A 15,883-nucleotide genomic window follows, 5' to 3' on the forward strand; every position below is an offset into this window, starting at 1 on the left:
TTTTGCCCGAGGGCGACGAGCGTGTCGCATGGCCCCTCCAGTGGACCGACGCTGTCCGGACTGTGGCGTGACGCTCGAATCGATGACGGTGCGGACCGACGATGGGTTCACCGTCCGCGTCGTCTCCGACGAGAACCGCGAGGGACTCCTCGGGAGCCTCGGTGTCAAGGAGAAACACCCCCTCGGTGCGGCGGTCTGCCCGGAGTGCGGACTGGCGCGCATGTACGCCGACCTCGACGACTGACGAGTTCGTCCCCGGACAGGTCCGGAGACGAGTCAGTCGCCCGATAGGTTCACGTCGTTGGGTACCGACTCTCACGACGAGTCGGGGTGTGACGAGCGGCCGCGCCCACCGTCGCGCTTCCGTCGAGGTGCAACATGAGTCAACAGCAGTTACCGGAGGAGTGGTTCGTCAGGGATCGGCGGGTGAACGCGGTTATCGCGTGGTTCTTCACGGTACTGATGGTGCTCGGAACGGTCGTCTACCTCCTGGAGGGACTGTTGGTCGACACGGTACTGGCGGCGGCGACGGCCGCGGTGGCGCTCGTCCCGCCGCTGGTCTACCGGTCGTGGAAGCGGACCGTCCCGTGGTTCTTGCTGTTCGTCGCCACGATACCGGTGGGGGCCGGCGCGTACGGGCCGACGTTCCTCGGGGACGTCGTCGACGGTGTCGGGATAGCGACGCTCGCGTTGCTCGCCATCGTGGCGCTCCAGTCGACGACGGCCCTCAGGATGACGCCCAACGTCGCCGTCGGGTTCGTCGTCGTCACGACGCTCGCGTTCACGGGGTTCTGGGCGCTCGGGTCGGCCGCCTCCGCACGGTTCCTCGGAACGACGTTCCTGGAGACGAACGACGAGTTGATGACCGTCTTCACCGCCGCACTGCTGGCGAGTCTCGTCGCTGGCGGCGTCTTCCGGTGGTACTTCCGCCGGAAACTCCGTGCGACACTGGACGCCGAGGGTATCGAGGGGGTCGCGGCATGAGCGAACGCACCCCCAGCACCGAGGCGGCCCGACGACGTCGGCTCTCACCGGCCCGTGAGAGCGCACTCGTCCGCGTCCTCCAGGTGCTCATCGCCGGGATGTTCCTCGTCGGCCTCCTGACGGGCAACGGCGGCGTCGCGGTCAACGCCGGCGTCGGCTTGCTCGTGACGTTCCTCCCGAACCTGCTGGCACGACGGTTCGACCTGACGCTCGGGGTCGGTCTCGTCCTCTGGATTACGGCGGCGATGTTCCTCCACGCGCTGGGGACGCTGGCGATTCCCGGCATCGACTTCACGCTCTACGCCGGGACCTGGTGGTGGGACCACCTGACCCACGCGATGTCCTCGTCGCTGGTCGCCGGGGCCGCCCTGGCGACGCTGCTGGCACTCCAGCAGTACTCGACGGCCATCCGGTTGCCGCCACGGTTCATGTTCCTCGCCATCCTGCTGTTCGTGATGGCGTTCGGCGTCGTCTGGGAACTGCTGGAGTTCTACATCGGTGTCGTCTCGTCGCTGTTGGGGGCGAACGAGGTGCTCACGCAGTACGGCCTGGGCGACACGGTCCTCGACCTGTTCTACAACACGATGGGCGGACTCGTCGTCGCCGCGCTGGGCGCGTCACGGCTGTCGAGCGTCTCGACGCAGTTGGCCGACCGGATGCGGACACGCTCGTCCGGGCAGTAGCCAAGCGGTTTCTCTCGGATGGTGACGAACCCTGCCAGGAGGTCGTATCGTGCGCTCGTCCCCAGGACCGTCAGCGTTCGGCAGGTCGGTCGACGCCGGTGAACTCGGCGAGGCCGACGACGAACACGCGCCGGCGGTTGCGACCCAGAGGCCGGCCGCGACCACGACGACACTATCCACTTCCGGGGCTCCGTCGAGGAGGTCCAACACCGGGAGTCCCAACAGGTACATCTCGTAGCGTATCGACACGCTCAGGAGCATGAACGCGAGTCCCCGTCCAGGGCCTTCGATGCTGGCCTCGTTCGACAGCGACGGTGAGAACAGTCGTTTTCCCACGACGCCGACGAGGAGGGTGAGCCCCAGTGCGGTGAAGAGCCACCAGGCCGCTGCCGGAGTACCGGCGACGAACAGTACCGCACCGACCGAGAGGAGCGCCACGCCGACCACGAGCGAGAACTCCGAGAACGGCTGTTTCTCGGTCACGGGTCCGGTTGATGGGTTTCGTCATCAGTCTACCGCGGTGGCGAACTCGGGAGCAGGGCCGTCGTGAGGCCACGGGGAGACGCGAACCATACCGGAACCGTCGGGATTTAAGCGGGGTCCGAACGCGCCTACAGGCGATGAAACTCCACGAGTATCAGGCGAAGCAGGTCTTCGCCGACGCGGGGCTTCCGGTACCCGATTCGGAACTCGCCGCGAGCGTCGACGAGGTCGTCGAGGCGGCCGACCGCGTGGGTTACCCGGTCGCCATCAAGGCGCAGGTACAGGTCGGCGGCCGGGGGAAGGCCGGCGGTATCGAACTCGTCGACTCCGAGGAGGAGGCACGCGAGGCCGCAGACCGCATCCTCGGCATGGACCTCAAGGGCCTGCACGTCGACCGCGTGCTCGTCGAGGCGGCCGTCGACTTCGTCAACGAACTCTACGTCGGCGTCACGATGGACCGCAACGAGGGCAAACCGGTCGCCATGGTCTCGACGAAAGGCGGCGTCGACATCGAGTCGGTCGCCGAGGAGACGCCCGAGGCCATCTCGCGCGTCCACGTCGACCCGTCGTTCGGGATGCACCCGTTCCAGGCGCGCAAGGCCGTCTACGACGCCGGCGTCGAGCGCGACGTGGCGATGGACGTCGCGAGCGTCCTGACGACGCTGTATCAGCTCTGGGACGACAAGGACTCGACGGACATCGAGGTCAACCCGGTGATGATCACGAGCGACCGCGAGGTCGTCTGTGCGGACGCCGTGATGAACATCGACGACGACGCGCTGTTCCGCCACGCCGACCTGCGGGAGATGGAAGAGGAGGGCGACACCGCTCAGGACGACCTCGAAGCGAAGGCCGACGAGTACGGCTTCGACTACGTCCGACTCTCGGGCAACACGGGTATCATCGGCAACGGCGCGGGCCTCGTCATGACGACGCTGGACCTCGTCGACTATTATGGAGGAGAGCCCGCCAACTTCCTCGACATCGGGGGCGGCGCGAAGGCGTCCCGTGTCGCGAACGCACTGGACATGGTGTTCTCCGACGAGAACGTCGACAGTGTCGTGTTCAACATCTTCGGCGGCATCACCCGTGGTGACGAGGTGGCGAAGGGTATCAACGAAGCGCTCGAATCGTTCGACGAGATTCCCAAACCCGTCGTCGTCCGTCTCGCCGGGACGAACGCCGAGGAGGGAATGGAGATCCTGAACACCGACCTCGTGACGGTCGAGAAGACGCTGGAGGACGCCGTCCAGCGCGCCGTCGAGTACGCGGACACGGAGGCAGACAAATGAGCATTCTCGTAGACGACGACACGCGCGTAGTGGTACAGGGCATCACCGGTGGGGAAGGCAAGTTCCACACCCAGCAGATGGTCGACTACGGGACGAACGTCGTCGCCGGTGCGGTCCCCGGCAAGGGCGGGCAGGAGGTCGACGGCATCCCGGTCTACGACACGGTCTCGACCGCCGTCGACGAGGAGGACGCCGACGCGAGCGTCGTCTTCGTCCCGCCGGCGTTCGCATCCGACGCAATGTTCGAGGCGCTCGACACGGACCTCGACCTCGTCGTCGCCATCACCGAGGGCGTCCCCCAGCAGGACATGGCGCGGGTCTACAAGCGCCTCTCGGAGACCGACACGCACCTCGTCGGTCCCAACTGCCCCGGTCTCATCACGCCCGGCGAGGCGAAACTCGGCATCCTGCCGGGCAACATCTTCTCGTCGGGCAACGTCGGTCTCGTCTCCCGCTCGGGGACGCTGACCTACCAGGTCGTCGACAGTCTCACCCAGCGCGGTATCGGTCAGACCACCGCCGTCGGTATCGGTGGCGACCCCATCATCGGGACGGACTTCGTCGACGCCCTCGGCCTGTTCGAGGACGACCCCGACACCGACGCCGTCGTGATGTGCGGTGAGATCGGTGGCGAGGACGAGGAGGAGGCCGCCGCGTTCATCGGCGAACACATGGACACGCCCGTCGCCGGCTTCATCGCCGGTCGAACGGCACCCCCCGGAAAGCGCATGGGCCACGCGGGCGCTATCGTCTCCGGCAGCGGAACCGGGACGGCGGAGTCGAAGATTTCGGCACTACAGGACGCGGGCGTCCCCGTCGGCGACACCCCCGAGGAGGTCGCCGACAACGTCGAAGACCTGCTCTGAGCGGGCGTCGCAGCTCTCACGTTCTGCCGTTCTCGCGGGTCGTCACTCGAACGTAATCATCCCCTTCACCACCGCTGGCTCCTGCGCTCGCTGGAACGCATCGTCTACGTCGTCCAGCCCCATCTCGAAGTCGACCAACCCGCCCACGTCCACGGCACCGTCCGCGAGCAGGTCGATGGCGGCCGGGTAGGTGTTCTCGTAGCGGAACGACCCACGCACGTCGAGTTCGTTGTCCACCACGTCCAGCACGTCGAACGGAACCGTCGCCTCGCTGGCGAGGCCGACGAGGACGACGACGCCCCCGCGTCGAACCACGTCGAGCGTCGAGCGAATCGACGGTTCCGCGCCGGAGGCCTCGATTACCACGTCTACCCCCTCACCGTCGGTGCACTCCGTGACGACCGGTTCGAGGTCCGCCTCGGCGACGTTCACGGTGCGGTCGGCCCCACGCTCGTCGGCGAACGCGAGTTTCTCGTCGACGACGTCGGTGACGAGCACGTCCGTCGCACCCGCCGCTCGTGCTGCGGCGAGCACCAGCAGCCCGATAGGACCCGCACCGGCGACGAGGACGGTGTCACCCGTCTCGACCTCACCACGCCGACAGGCGTGGATGCCCACCGAGAGCGGTTCGCAGAGCGCCCCCTCGGTGGTCGAGACGTGGTCGGGCAGTCGGTACGTGAAGTCGGCGGGCCACGCGACGAACTCGGCGAACGCGCCGTCGTGCGGTGGTGTCGCCATGAACGTCACGTCGGGACAGAGGTTGTACTCGCCGCGCTTGCAGTGCGCACAGCGCCGACAGGGGACTCCCGGTTCGAGGGCGACCCGGTCGCCGGCTTCGAGCGAGGTGACGTCGTCGCCCACCGCGACCACCTCACCGGCCGCTTCGTGACCGAGGACGAGCGGTTCCTCGACGACGTAGTCGCCGATGCGGCCGTGTTCGTAGTAGTGGACGTCCGACCCGCAGATGCCGACGTCGCCGATGGCGACGAGCACCTCGTCTACGGCCGGGTCGGGCCGCGGACGGTCTTCGAGTCGGAACTCGTGTGGTTCGGTGAGGACGGCAGCGCGCATGGTCGGGACTCGCGGGCCACCCACAAAAGCCCGAACGTGTTATCACGGCACGCTCTGTCACTGGACCATGACCGTTCTCGACAGGTTCAGACTCGACGGGCAGACGGCCATCGTCACCGGCGGGAACCGCGGTATCGGCCGAGCCATCGCGCAGGCACTCGCCGAGGCGGGCGCGGACATCGTGGTCGCCAACCGGGACGTCGAGTCGGGTGAGGAAACGGCCACCGAAATCGCCGAGGAGACGGGTGTCGAGACGCTCGCCGTCGAGGTGGACGTGGCCGACGAGGAGAGCGTCGAGTCGATGGTCGCCGCCGTCGTCGAGGCGTTCGACAGTATCGACGTACTCGTCAACAACGCGGGTATCGTCGTCCACGAGGCGGCGGAGACGATGACCGTCGAGGAGTGGGACTCGGTGGTCGACGTCAACCTCCGCGGGGCGTTCTGCTGCTCGAAACACGTCGGCCGCGAGATGATAGAGTCGGGCGGTGGGACCATCCTCAGCGTCTCCTCGATGTCGGCGCTCGTCGCCAACTACCCGCAGCGACAGGTCGCGTACAACGCCTCGAAGGGCGGTGTCGAGGCGTTCACGCGCCAACTGGCCTCCGAGTGGGCCGAACACGACATCCGCGTCAACACCGTGGCACCGGGGTACGTCCGGACGGACAACACCGACCAGGCCGACGCGGTGGACCCGAACATCGACGAGGTGTGGAGCGACGAGATGCTGATGGACGACATCGCCGGGCCGGAGGACGTCGCCCCCGTGGCGCTGTTTCTCGTCAGCGACGCCTCGCGGTACATGACGGGGGCGTGTGTCGTCGTCGACGGTGGCTACACCGTTCGGTGAGCGCAGACCGGCGGACGTCCCCACCATCCGTCCCCACCGAAACCACACTACCGAACCCCGACCGAACCAACCCTTATCGCCCGCTGGACCGTCCTTTCTCTATGGACACCCAGCCGCCCGGACCGCCGGAACCGCCGGTGGTGGGCAGCACGTTCGACTACGCGCGTGACCCGTTCCGGTTCATGGACGCGGTCCGTCGCGCGTACCGCGACATCGCCAAATTCCAACTCGGGCCGCTCGATACGTTCATCCTCATGAACCCCGACGACGTCGAGACGGTGCTGATGAACGACGAGGCGGCGTTCCGGAAGGCGGACTTCCAGGACGACGCGCTGACGGGACTGCTGGGCGACGGCCTCCTCCTCTCGACGGGCGACTACTGGGAACAACAGCGGTCTATCGCCCAGCCGGCGTTCAACATGGGCCGCATCGCCAGCCTCGTCGAGACGATGGGCGAGAAGACGACGGACGCCCTCGACGACTGGCCGGTCGAAGAGCCGTTCGACGTCCAACTCCCCCTCGCCCGCCTCACCGTCGACGTCATCGTCGGCGCGATGTTCGGGGTCGACCCCGACGAGGAGACGGTCTACGCCGTCCAGGACAACCTCGAACCGCTGGGAACTCGGTTCGAACCGGACCCGATTCGCTTCCTGACGCCGGCGTGGGTGCCGACGCCGAGCAACCGCGAGTACAACGAGTCGCTGGCGACGCTGGAGGGAATCGTCGAGGACCTCATCGACCGGCGTCGCGCGGGCGACGTCGACGGCGAGGACTTCCTCTCGCGGCTCCTCCGGGCCGAAGCGGCGGGCGACCAGACGACCGAGCAGGTCCGCAACGAGATGATGACGATGCTGCTGGCGGGCCACGACACCACCGCGCTGACGCTCACCTACGCGTTTCACCAGGTCGGCCAGCTCCCGGACGTGCTCGAACGCCTCCACGAGGAGGTCGATTCGGTCCTCGACGAGGGCGAACTGCCGGGGATGAGCGACCTGCGTGACCTCTCGTACACCGAACGGGTACTCAAAGAGACGATGCGCGTCCTGCCGCCGGTCTACACGCTGTTCCGACAGTCGAACGTCGACGTGCGACTGAGCGGGTATCGCGTCCCGGCGGACTCGCTGCTGATGGTCCCCCAGTGGGTGCTCCACCGCCATCCCGACTACTGGGAGGCCCCCGAGAGGTTCGACCCCGAGCGCTGGACGCCCGAACGGGTCCGCGAACGCCACCCCTACGCGTACTTCCCGTTCGGGGCCGGCCCACGGGCGTGCATCGGCCGGCAGTTCTCGCTGGTCGAGGCGAAGATCATCATGAGCCTGATACTGCGGCGCTACTCGCCGGAACTGGTGTCGGACCCCGACCTCGAACTGCGACCGTCGCTCACGATGCACCCGCGAGACCCCGTCGACGTCGTGTTCCACGAGCGCGACTGAGCGGCCGACCGCTCGACGCACCCGTCTCCTCGGCGTTCGCGGTGGTCTCCGCCGAGTGGCGGCCAGTATCTCCGGCAGTTGAGCGACTAAATACGCGGCTGGCGAACCTCTCGAACCGACAATGACCGATTCAGACATCGCCGAGGAAGTCGAAATCGAGGAGATAGAGCGAGGCGGCGGGAAGGTGAAAGGCGTCGTCGGCGCGCTGGGTCTGCTGGCGGTCCTGTTCGTCGTGCTCAAGCTTCGTGGCCGGAGCAAGGGGTCGTCGTCGAGCGACACCGAGGACGCCGTCGAGCGCGTCGACGACGAGGACGAGGACCCCATCGACAGGGTCTCGACGCAGGGCGACGAGGACGACGAGAGCGACGAGGCGCTCGAAGTGCAGACGTCGAGCGCGAGTCGCGTCGCCAGCGACCGACTGGAGGACCTCGACGTCGTCGACTACCTCGCCATCTTCGCCGCGGCGCTCCAGGCCGCGCGCGACGAGTACCGCATCCGAACCGAGCGCTGAGTGGCCGAGCGCGGTCCGTCTCTCTCGCCGTCACACCCGCTTTTCCATCCGAACGTGAGGGATACCAGCGTCCACGAACTCCGTCTCGTCGACTACCTCGTAGCCGAGGCGCTCGTAGAACCCGCGGGCCTGTGTCTGGACGTCGAGGGTGAGCCGTTCGTAGCCACGCTCCCGCGCCAGCGTCTCGACCCGTCTCATCAGTCGGCTTCCCCACCCATCGCCCCGCCGGTCGGCGAGGACGGCGACCCGCTGGACCTTCCCCACCGGGTCGGGGGCCGCCGTCCCGGAGGGGCGCAGTCGGGCCGTCCCGACGGCCGTCTCGCCGTCGTAGGCGACGACGTGGTCGGTGTCGGGGGCGTCGTCGTACTCGTCCAGTTCCAGTTCCTCGGGCACGTCCTGCTCCTCGACGAACACCGCCCGTCGGATGTCGAGGGCCGCCTCGCGGTCGTCGTCGACGACGACCCGCGGACCACGCTCGTCGGTCATGGCGGAGGGTCGGCCGTGCCCCCCGAAAACTCGTCGGATTCGGGCGGCGGCGCGACCGGCAAGGCGTAACTCGTCGGCGACCGAACGACGACCATGACCGGCGAATCGACGGGTGCGGACGACGCGACGGGCGACGGGGGAGCGCCGGTGACGCTGACCGTCGACCACGACGGCGAGACGACGGTGCTGTCGGTCACGCCGGGGACGAACCTCCGCCGGGCGCTACTGGACGCCGGCCGCTCGCCGTACACGTCGGTCACCGAACGCGTCAACTGCGGCGGTCGGGGGCTGTGTGCGACCTGTGGCGTTCGTGTACTCACTCCACGTGCGCCCGAGCACTGGCACGACCGACTGGCCGCCCGCTTTGGCTACCCACGCCTCTCCTGTCAGCTCACCGTCGAGCACGATACCCACGTCCGCATCCCCGAGAAACTGGTGTGGGGTGACCGCGCCCACGACCCACGGGAGTGAGCGGGTCGTCCCAGGGTCCCGTGACACAGCGCGGTGGGGCTCTCTCGCCCGTGTTCGTCCGCTCGTTCACTCCGCGTCCGGGTCGTCCTCCTCGCCGTCGTCGTACTTGTCGAGGACGTCCTCGTACCCCTGGCGCGCGAGTTCGTAGGTCTCCTTGAGGTCGGCGACGGGCGTCTCGCTGGCGTCGACGCGCAGGTCGTCGTAGTACGGCGAGTAGTCCCGTGGCTCGTCCGAGACGACGCGCAACGCCGCGCTCTGGATGGGGAGGTCCTCGCGTCTGTCGCCACCCTCGGCGTGTCCCGCGGCGAGCGCGTCGACGAGGCGCTCGGCGAGCGGTCGCTCGTCGTCGTTCGCGGTGGCCTCGTACGCCTCGGCGACCGCCTCGACGACCGACTCCCCGGTGAGCAGGTTCCCCGCGACCGTGTAGTTCTCCCCGACGTGGTGGCCGTACCAGTCGTTGCACTCCTCGCCGGAGAACGCGAACGTCCCGTCCCGGTCGACGCCGTGGAGCTGTCGCTGTGCACGCCCATCGTCGGCGTCGAGCAGCGCCTCCAGTGCGGCGTCGATAGCGAGTCCGTCGTCGAGGTAGGCGATCCCCTTCCGGCCCAGTCGGACGTTGACGAGACTCTGGGTGGCGATAGCACCGTTCTCGCCGACGAACGGACAGAGCGTTCCGACGCCGGGGAGTCTGGTGGTGACGGCCACGCCGAAGCGCGTGTAGTGGTCGGCCGAGTCCTCCTCGTCGAGCAACGCGGCCGCCTCCCCATCGGCGGGCCGGTACTCCTCTCTGACACAGATGGAAAACGTCACGCACGGACCGAGGGCGGGAGTCCCTATAACTGACTCCGCCGACGGGAGACACGGGACCGAACGCGGCCCGACAGCGCGAGACGGACGCTCCGGCGGTCGCCGCCGTTCGGACCCGAGAGAGGCGCGCGTCGAGCGAACAGGTATCTCTCGCAACCACAGTCATCGTTCGATGAGACTCACTACCGTGTGACTTTTTGTCAACATATTTACAACGGGATGGTGAACCGAACGATTATGCGCCGTAGAAGACCGACTGAGAAGTCGGACAGTTCCCGCGCCCGGGTTGCTCTCCAACGAATCGCTGCTCTCTCCGTAGCCCTGCTCGTCGTCGCCAGCGGCGCGTTCGGGGTCGTCGGCCTCGGCGCGAGTGCCGCGCTCCAGGACGCCGGTAACGACTCGACCAGCGTCCAGTTGGGCCAGGAGTACAGCGACTCGCTGTCGGAGAACGACACGAGAGACGTCTACACGTTCGAGGCGGAACAGGGCGAGTACCTGCGTGTCGGCACGTACAACGGCGCAGCGACCGGCGTCGACATGACCATCCTCGGGCCGTCCGGGCAGGAACTCGAGACGTTCGAGCTCTACCCCGAGTGGATTCTTCGGGGTGCAGAGGCACCCGAGACCGGCGAGTACCGCGTCGTCTTCGAGGGCGGTTCCGCGTACTCCGAAGCGACCCCCGTCGAGTACGACTTCGAGGTGAACGTCGTCGCCCCCGACGACTACGAACCGAACGGCGGAACGGGTTCGGCGGCCACGCTCCAGGAGACGACGACCGTCGACGCCGAACTCGGCGAGGGTGAGGAGGACTGGTACAGCTTCGAGGCCGCGGAAGGGACGGCCATCGTCGCCGACCTCGACCGTGACGAGAACCTCCTCGACAACTCCTACTCGGTCCAGATACTGGACGGGAGCGGCACCGTCCTCGCCGAGACGGAGAGCGTCTGCACGCCCGGTGCCGGGCCGTGCAACCCACAGGGTATCTCGACGACCGCCCCGTCGGACGGCACCTACTACGTCCGTGTCGCTCCCGGCGAGGACGGCATCCGCGGCTACGACGCCTACTCGATGTACACGAGCTTCGAAGCACCGAGCGAGGAGCCACAGCAGGTCGACGACGGTGACCCCAAGGACGCGACGGTCGGTTCGGAGCAGACCGACACGCTCTCGACGGGCGACACCAGCGACACCTACACCTTCGACGTCGAACAGGGGGACTACGTCCGCGTCTCCGCACTCGTCGGCCAACCCGACGTCGTCTCGGCGACCGTCTACGGTCCCGACGGCGAGGAGTTCGCCACCGAGAACGGCGAGTTCGTCGACCCCGAACTGTTCGGTGGACAGGCCGCACAGGGCGGCGAGTACACCGTCGAGTTCACGTACTCCGGCAGCCTGCCGGAAGAGGACGCCCAGGAGTACCGCTTCACCGTCGACACGGCCGCCCCCGACGACTACGAGTCGAACGACCAGACGAGTAGCGCCGCGTCGCTCTCCGGGTCCGCGACCATCGACGCCGTCCTCGGTGAGGGCGACGAGGACTACTACGTCGTCTCCGCCGCCGAAGGCTCGACCATCACCGCCGACGTGGACCGTGGCGTCGGTCGTATCGGCAACTCCTACGACGTCCGCATCCTCACCGCGGACGGCACGGTCCTCGACGAAGTCGAGACGAGCTGCACGCCCGGTGCCGGGCCGTGCGACCCGCCCGAACTCTCGGCCACCGCACCTGCCGACGGCGAGTACTACATCGAAGTGAGCGGCGGTATGACCGGCTTCGACGCCTACTCGCTCGCGGTCAGCGCCGACGCGCCGGTAGAGGACACCGAGACACCCGACGAGACCGAGACACCCGACGACACCACGGACTCACCCGACGAGACGGAGTCTCCCGACGACACGACCGAGTCGCCGGACTCCGGTGACGGAAGTGCATCCGACGGCGACCAGTCCGACGAGTCGGACGACGGCGACACTGGCGGTGCCGACGACGGAACGACCACCCCCGACGAGTCCGACGACAGCGACACCGACGACACCGACGACACCGAGGCGGAAGACGACGACACCGACGAGAGCACCAGCGACGACTCGGACTCGTCGGACGACTCCTCGACGGACGCCGGCGACTCCGAGACGAGCGACGATTCGTCGACCGACGACGGGTCGGAGTCGACCGACGACGGCGACGACTCCACGAACGACGGGTCGACGGACGACTCCAGTCAGTCCGCTGACGATGGTGACGACTCCTCGGCGGGAGGCGACGACACCGACTCGTCCGACGACTCCGATTCCTCGGCCGACGATGGGGGTAGCGACTCCGACTCGGCCAGCGATGGCGGAAGCGACGACTCGGACTCGTCGACCGACGAGAGCGGCGACACGGACCAGTCGACGACCGAACCGAGCGGGTCCGACGACACCGACACGCCGACCGAAGCCGACGACGGCACGTCGACAGACGACGGAACACCGACCGACGACGGAACACCGACCGACGACAGCGAGTCGCCCGTGACCACCACCGACGGTGAGGAGGCCGCCGCCGGGCCGGGCGCACCGGTCAACAACTCCTCCGACGAGGCAGGCATCGTGCAGGGTGGCGAGGAGACGGACTCCTCCAGTGGTTTCGGCCCCGGCTTCGGTGTCGTGGTGGCCGTGGTCGCGCTACTGGCTGTCGCCCTCCTCGCACGCCGCGAGCAGTAACGACCGCTTCGGCTTTTTTGCACTCGGTGAGTAGCGAGACGCACGCACCGCAACGCGAAGACGGCCGAGGCGGACCGTGAACCACGGACCGCTCGCTTCGCTCACGGCCGTTGTGACGCGAGGATGGGTTGGGGCGGATTTGAACCGCCGACTTCCTCCGTGTGAAGGAGGTATCATAACCGGCCTAGATCACCAACCCGCAGTCGTGAAAAATCGGTCGCGGGACTTAACGATTCCCTTGTCCGGTGACCTCAGTACGTCGGTGACTCCTCGGGGACGCCCTCTCGCTTGTTCACGACGCGACCGAAGACGAACAGCGCGTCCGACAGGCGGTTGAGGTACGCGATGGCCTCGGCGTTGACGGGGTCGCTCGCGGCCAACTCCACCGCTCGGCGTTCGGCCCGGCGGACCACCGCTCTGGCGTGGTGGAGTTTCGCGCCCGGTTCGCTCCCGCTGGGGAGGATGAACGACGACAGCGGGTCGAGTTCGTCGTCGTAGCCGTCCATCCACGCCTCCAGTTCGTCGACCGCCGCCTCGCCGATGCGGGGGACGTCGCTGTCGTCGTCCGGGTCCGCGAAGTCCGCCTGGATGATGTGGAGGTGGTTCTGGATGGCTCGGAGGTGCTCGTCGACGTCGTCGTGGCCCGACGGACGGACGACGCCGATGAGCGCGTTGGCCTCGTCGACCGTACCGTAGGCCTCGATGCGTGCGCTGGTCTTCGAGACGCGGGACATGTTCCGGAGGTCGGTCATCCCCTCGTCGCCACGGCCGGTGTAGATCTTCATACGCCGTCCTCACGCGCCATCGACTTATAGCCGACCGCGCTCGGCCGCCCGGCGCGTGCGCCGCTCGGCCGGGGCAGGTGTCGGCGAAAGCGAAGCGTGAAGTGCGACGCGGGAGGAGACGGGAGTATGAGCCTCGAGACCCAACATTACTGCCCGGAGTGCGGTGAAGAACGGACGTTCTGGCGGACGGCGAGCACGCTCGTCCACCTCGGCGAGAAGACGAAGTGGAGCTGTAGCGAGTGTGACTACGGCTTCGTCCGCATCGGTGACATCGAGAGCGACGCCGACGTACAGGCCTGACCGGTATCGACGGGAGAGTTCTCACGACGAGTCGAACGAGTCACGAGCGGTCGCGCCGCCCGGCGAGACGTATCGACCGACGAGAACGAGACTCACGAGCAACGACAGCGTCGAGACCGGAACGAGCACGGAGAACGCCGAGAGGAGGAGTCCCGACGCCTGAACGCCGAGGACGAGCAGCACCGTCGGCCCACAGCACGCCGCCCCCGAGAGCAGACCGGGCACGGCGGCGAGCACGCCGGTCGACGGCGAGAGCCCACACGCGGTCGGTTGGCGGACGGCGAGCGACGACAGCGAGAGGTTGACGCCGACGAGTGCCGCGAGGACGCCACCGACCGCGAGCGTCAGCGGCGCGACGAGCAGTCTCACCGGCCCGGCAGCGAGACCGGCGACCGGTTCGAACCGGAACGCGCCACGGGGGCGGAGCGCTCGTGACAGCGGGTCCGAGACGACCGTCACCCCCCACGTACCGTCACCGGGACCGAGGTGTCCGACGACGACGAGGTACGCGAGGAGGTAGGCGGCGGTGACGACGCCGAACACTGCCACGCCGTCCCGACGAGAGAGCGCGAACGCGACCGCACGGCGAGTGTGACCGACGGTCCGTCGGGACCGCGTGACGACGGTGGCGTCAGGCATGGACCTCCGTCTCGGGGTAGAAACCGACCCACGCGAACCACATCGCGTCGAACGTCGTCGTCGCGGGCAGCGGTACCGCCGACGGGGCGTACGTCCCGTCGGGGCCACGGACCCGACCGTCCGTCCACGAGAACGCTCCGGGGTCGGGTGTGTCCGGACCGGTCCGGTAGAGGTAGCCCGTGTCGAGAGTGGGGTCGGAGACGGCGAGGGACCGGCCGGCCGCGAGGACGCCACGCTCGCGGAGCGTCGCCTTGTGGACGGCGACCGACGGTCGGTCGGTGGCCTCCGACGACGGCCCTCGGGTCACGAGGAACGGCACCTTCGGCTCGAAGCGGTCGTCCTCGTGGAGCGGGGCGAACAGGGTGCCGGAACTCGCGTAGTAGCCGGTCGTCGGGTTGTACCCTCCGTACGGGTCGTCGTCGTAGTTCCGGACGTATCCGGTGTCCGTCGAGAGCACGTCGGTGTCGGGGTACGCCGTTCGCCAGCGACCCCACGTCGTCCAGACGACCGGGAACTGGCGGAGCGAGTCGCCTTCGAGCGGACCGTCGATGGCCGTGGCGACGACCTGGGGCCACCGGCTGTCGGTGGCACGGTCGTACATCACGAGGTTGGAGTTGACGAGGTCCCCGGAGACGCCGAACGACGTGTCGCCGCGCTCGAAGCCGAGTGCGGTCCCCGTCAGCGGGCAGTAGGTGACGCTCACCGGACGCCCGCCGACGGTGTCGTTGACGATCTCGTGCCAGACGAGCACGTCCTGCGGGTACGCGCGGGCGTCGCCATCGATTTCGACCCCGAACACGACGTCGCCGTCGTCGAGGGCCGGGGCCGTCGCGTCGACGAACCGTGGCTCGTCGATGGCCGGAATGCCGTCCTTGCCGGGGCCACCCGAGACGGTGTGTTCGCGGAGCAAGGCAGGGCTGTGAGCGAGTGGGAGCGGGGCGTCCGTCGACGGCGGTCCCGACCCGCCCTCGGACTCGCGTCCGGCACCGAGACAGCCGGCGAGCGCCCCCAGTGCGACTCCGGTCGCCGCGAGGAACGTCCGTCGGTTCATATCCGCCCGGAAGCGGCCCGACGGGTTAACGCTCGACCGGACGTGCGAACGTCTCGCACAGACCGAACGGCGTCGGTATCGGGTGTGTGCCGTCGGGTGACGATGTGTGGACCCGACACACGAGAGTAGAAGACTTATGCTACTCCATGACATACTATCGAATGTCGAACGGTTCGACGACGAAAGACGAATCCCCAACAATGAGCACACGGACGTACGACGAGTCGCGGACGGAATCGACGACGGAACCGGACTGTGTCGCCCTCGAACTGGAAGACGGGCAGGTCATCATCTACGACCCGGAAGCGAACGGAGCGTGGATCCAGTCCGACGTCGCCTACCCTATCGAACGCACGAAGCCACAGGACGCCTGAACGGCTTCGTACCGACCCTTCTCCGTTTTCGGAACCGGTGACGAGCGGTGGCGCTGGTGACGTGTCCCCGCCCGCACGAGGGCCGAAGCGCTAA

Annotated in this window: 19 protein-coding genes and 1 tRNA gene; 12 read left to right on the top strand and 8 right to left on the bottom strand. The window is 67.9% G+C overall.

Annotated features, from left to right (window positions below):
* The first annotated feature begins 28 nt into the window (after positions 1-28).
* From GQS65_RS14880 to GQS65_RS14890, 3 genes are all read left to right on the top strand, one after another.
* Positions 29-244 (top strand): hypothetical protein, encoded by a 216-nt coding sequence (locus GQS65_RS14880; RefSeq protein ID WP_158205422.1) that lies wholly within the window; start codon positions 29-31, stop codon positions 242-244.
* A 134-nt stretch (positions 245-378) separates the two neighbouring features.
* Positions 379-984 (top strand): hypothetical protein, encoded by a 606-nt coding sequence (locus tag GQS65_RS14885; RefSeq protein ID WP_158205423.1) that lies wholly within the window; start codon positions 379-381, stop codon positions 982-984.
* Positions 981-1,667, top strand: a complete 687-nt coding sequence (locus GQS65_RS14890) for a hypothetical protein (protein WP_158205424.1) — start codon at positions 981-983, stop codon at positions 1,665-1,667. Before GQS65_RS14885 ends, GQS65_RS14890 begins: the two co-directional genes overlap by 4 nt.
* Here the strand turns inward: GQS65_RS14890 and GQS65_RS14895 are convergent.
* Positions 1,602-2,150 (bottom strand): hypothetical protein, encoded by a 549-nt coding sequence (locus tag GQS65_RS14895; protein WP_158205425.1) that lies wholly within the window; start codon positions 2,148-2,150, stop codon positions 1,602-1,604. The genes GQS65_RS14890 and GQS65_RS14895 overlap by 66 nt on opposite strands.
* A 137-nt stretch (positions 2,151-2,287) precedes the next feature.
* On the opposite strand from GQS65_RS14895, the gene sucC reads away from it, so the two are divergent.
* A complete protein-coding gene (gene sucC / locus GQS65_RS14900) occupies positions 2,288-3,442 on the top strand; it encodes an ADP-forming succinate--CoA ligase subunit beta (protein ID WP_158205426.1) in 1,155 nt (384 codons plus the stop codon).
* Positions 3,439-4,308: a succinate--CoA ligase subunit alpha gene (sucD, locus tag GQS65_RS14905; RefSeq protein ID WP_158205427.1), complete on the top strand. Its 870-nt coding sequence runs from the start codon at positions 3,439-3,441 to the stop codon at positions 4,306-4,308. Before sucC ends, sucD begins: the two co-directional genes overlap by 4 nt.
* Before the next feature lie 42 nt (positions 4,309-4,350).
* On the opposite strand, the gene GQS65_RS14910 is transcribed toward sucD, so the two are convergent.
* On the bottom strand, positions 4,351-5,379 hold the full coding sequence (locus GQS65_RS14910; RefSeq protein WP_158205428.1) for an NAD(P)-dependent alcohol dehydrogenase: 1,029 nt from the start codon (positions 5,377-5,379) through the stop codon (positions 4,351-4,353).
* A 67-nt stretch (positions 5,380-5,446) separates the two neighbouring features.
* On the opposite strand from GQS65_RS14910, the gene GQS65_RS14915 reads away from it, so the two are divergent.
* The 3 genes from GQS65_RS14915 (at position 5,447) to GQS65_RS14925 (ending at position 8,170) form a co-directional block, all read left to right on the top strand.
* A complete protein-coding gene (locus GQS65_RS14915) occupies positions 5,447-6,226 on the top strand; it encodes an SDR family NAD(P)-dependent oxidoreductase (RefSeq protein ID WP_158205429.1) in 780 nt (259 codons plus the stop codon).
* 101 nt (positions 6,227-6,327) lie between these two features.
* Entirely contained in the window at positions 6,328-7,659 is a 1,332-nt protein-coding gene (locus tag GQS65_RS14920; protein WP_158205430.1) for a cytochrome P450, read from the top strand.
* A gap of 121 nt (positions 7,660-7,780) precedes the next feature.
* On the top strand, positions 7,781-8,170 hold the full coding sequence (locus tag GQS65_RS14925; RefSeq protein WP_158205431.1) for a hypothetical protein: 390 nt from the start codon (positions 7,781-7,783) through the stop codon (positions 8,168-8,170).
* A gap of 30 nt (positions 8,171-8,200) precedes the next feature.
* Here GQS65_RS14925 and GQS65_RS14930 read toward each other — a convergent pair whose 3' ends face one another.
* Positions 8,201-8,656: a GNAT family N-acetyltransferase gene (locus tag GQS65_RS14930; protein WP_158205432.1), complete on the bottom strand. Its 456-nt coding sequence runs from the start codon at positions 8,654-8,656 to the stop codon at positions 8,201-8,203.
* A 93-nt stretch (positions 8,657-8,749) separates the two neighbouring features.
* On the opposite strand from GQS65_RS14930, the gene GQS65_RS14935 reads away from it, so the two are divergent.
* On the top strand, positions 8,750-9,127 hold the full coding sequence (locus GQS65_RS14935) for a 2Fe-2S iron-sulfur cluster-binding protein (RefSeq protein ID WP_158205433.1): 378 nt from the start codon (positions 8,750-8,752) through the stop codon (positions 9,125-9,127).
* 66 nt (positions 9,128-9,193) lie between these two features.
* On the opposite strand, the gene GQS65_RS14940 is transcribed toward GQS65_RS14935, so the two are convergent.
* Complete coding sequence (locus tag GQS65_RS14940) at positions 9,194-9,937, bottom strand: DUF1028 domain-containing protein (RefSeq protein WP_394351453.1); 744 nt, start codon at positions 9,935-9,937, stop codon at positions 9,194-9,196.
* A gap of 234 nt (positions 9,938-10,171) precedes the next feature.
* Between GQS65_RS14940 and GQS65_RS14945 the strand changes: the two genes are divergently transcribed.
* Positions 10,172-12,640 (top strand): pre-peptidase C-terminal domain-containing protein, encoded by a 2,469-nt coding sequence (locus tag GQS65_RS14945; RefSeq protein ID WP_158205435.1) that lies wholly within the window; start codon positions 10,172-10,174, stop codon positions 12,638-12,640.
* A 124-nt stretch (positions 12,641-12,764) separates the two neighbouring features.
* On the opposite strand, the gene GQS65_RS14950 is transcribed toward GQS65_RS14945, so the two are convergent.
* Both GQS65_RS14950 and GQS65_RS14955 read right to left on the bottom strand, forming a co-directional pair.
* Positions 12,765-12,839, bottom strand: a tRNA-Val gene (locus tag GQS65_RS14950).
* A gap of 52 nt (positions 12,840-12,891) precedes the next feature.
* The gene (locus GQS65_RS14955) at positions 12,892-13,425 is read right to left on the bottom strand and encodes a cob(I)yrinic acid a,c-diamide adenosyltransferase (protein ID WP_158205436.1); all 534 of its coding nucleotides are present in this window, start codon (positions 13,423-13,425) and stop codon (positions 12,892-12,894) included.
* Positions 13,426-13,551: 126 nt separating this feature from the next.
* Here GQS65_RS14955 and GQS65_RS21450 point away from each other — a divergent pair, with 126 nt between their 5' ends.
* Positions 13,552-13,725, top strand: coding sequence for a DUF7838 family putative zinc beta-ribbon protein (locus GQS65_RS21450; protein WP_199268481.1), 174 nt, complete (start codon positions 13,552-13,554; stop codon positions 13,723-13,725).
* Positions 13,726-13,746: 21 nt separating this feature from the next.
* Here GQS65_RS21450 and GQS65_RS14960 read toward each other — a convergent pair whose 3' ends face one another.
* Both GQS65_RS14960 and GQS65_RS14965 read right to left on the bottom strand, forming a co-directional pair.
* On the bottom strand, positions 13,747-14,364 hold the full coding sequence (locus GQS65_RS14960; RefSeq protein ID WP_158205437.1) for a hypothetical protein: 618 nt from the start codon (positions 14,362-14,364) through the stop codon (positions 13,747-13,749).
* Positions 14,357-15,415: a DUF3179 domain-containing protein gene (locus GQS65_RS14965; protein WP_158205438.1), complete on the bottom strand. Its 1,059-nt coding sequence runs from the start codon at positions 15,413-15,415 to the stop codon at positions 14,357-14,359. Before GQS65_RS14965 ends, GQS65_RS14960 begins: the two co-directional genes overlap by 8 nt.
* Before the next feature lie 200 nt (positions 15,416-15,615).
* Between GQS65_RS14965 and GQS65_RS14970 the strand changes: the two genes are divergently transcribed.
* Complete coding sequence (locus tag GQS65_RS14970; protein ID WP_158205439.1) at positions 15,616-15,789, top strand: DUF7331 family protein; 174 nt, start codon at positions 15,616-15,618, stop codon at positions 15,787-15,789.
* Positions 15,790-15,883 lie beyond the last annotated feature (94 nt).

The organism is Halomarina oriensis, from assembly GCF_009791395.1.
GTDB lineage: Archaea > Halobacteriota > Halobacteria > Halobacteriales > Haloarculaceae > Halomarina > Halomarina oriensis.

What these genes read in the sequence shown, in the direction of transcription:
- GQS65_RS14885 (WP_158205423.1), top strand. Translation starts at nt 379, where the DNA reads ATGAGTCAACAGCAGTTACCGGAGGAGTGGTTCGTCAGGGATCGGCGG.
- GQS65_RS14920 (WP_158205430.1), top strand. Translation starts at nt 6,328, where the DNA reads ATGGACACCCAGCCGCCCGGACCGCCGGAACCGCCGGTGGTGGGCAGC.
- sucC (WP_158205426.1), top strand. Translation starts at nt 2,288, where the DNA reads ATGAAACTCCACGAGTATCAGGCGAAGCAGGTCTTCGCCGACGCGGGG.
- GQS65_RS14910 (WP_158205428.1), bottom strand. Translation starts at nt 5,379, where the DNA reads ATGCGCGCTGCCGTCCTCACCGAACCACACGAGTTCCGACTCGAAGAC.
- GQS65_RS14925 (WP_158205431.1), top strand. Translation starts at nt 7,781, where the DNA reads ATGACCGATTCAGACATCGCCGAGGAAGTCGAAATCGAGGAGATAGAG.
- GQS65_RS14960 (WP_158205437.1), bottom strand. Translation starts at nt 14,364, where the DNA reads ATGCCTGACGCCACCGTCGTCACGCGGTCCCGACGGACCGTCGGTCAC.
- GQS65_RS14945 (WP_158205435.1), top strand. Translation starts at nt 10,172, where the DNA reads ATGCGCCGTAGAAGACCGACTGAGAAGTCGGACAGTTCCCGCGCCCGG.
- GQS65_RS14930 (WP_158205432.1), bottom strand. Translation starts at nt 8,656, where the DNA reads ATGACCGACGAGCGTGGTCCGCGGGTCGTCGTCGACGACGACCGCGAG.
- GQS65_RS14970 (WP_158205439.1), top strand. Translation starts at nt 15,616, where the DNA reads ATGAGCACACGGACGTACGACGAGTCGCGGACGGAATCGACGACGGAA.
- GQS65_RS14965 (WP_158205438.1), bottom strand. Translation starts at nt 15,415, where the DNA reads ATGAACCGACGGACGTTCCTCGCGGCGACCGGAGTCGCACTGGGGGCG.
- GQS65_RS21450 (WP_199268481.1), top strand. Translation starts at nt 13,552, where the DNA reads ATGAGCCTCGAGACCCAACATTACTGCCCGGAGTGCGGTGAAGAACGG.
- GQS65_RS14935 (WP_158205433.1), top strand. Translation starts at nt 8,750, where the DNA reads ATGACCGGCGAATCGACGGGTGCGGACGACGCGACGGGCGACGGGGGA.
- GQS65_RS14880 (WP_158205422.1), top strand. Translation starts at nt 29, where the DNA reads ATGGCCCCTCCAGTGGACCGACGCTGTCCGGACTGTGGCGTGACGCTC.
- GQS65_RS14890 (WP_158205424.1), top strand. Translation starts at nt 981, where the DNA reads ATGAGCGAACGCACCCCCAGCACCGAGGCGGCCCGACGACGTCGGCTC.
- GQS65_RS14915 (WP_158205429.1), top strand. Translation starts at nt 5,447, where the DNA reads ATGACCGTTCTCGACAGGTTCAGACTCGACGGGCAGACGGCCATCGTC.
- sucD (WP_158205427.1), top strand. Translation starts at nt 3,439, where the DNA reads ATGAGCATTCTCGTAGACGACGACACGCGCGTAGTGGTACAGGGCATC.
- GQS65_RS14955 (WP_158205436.1), bottom strand. Translation starts at nt 13,425, where the DNA reads ATGAAGATCTACACCGGCCGTGGCGACGAGGGGATGACCGACCTCCGG.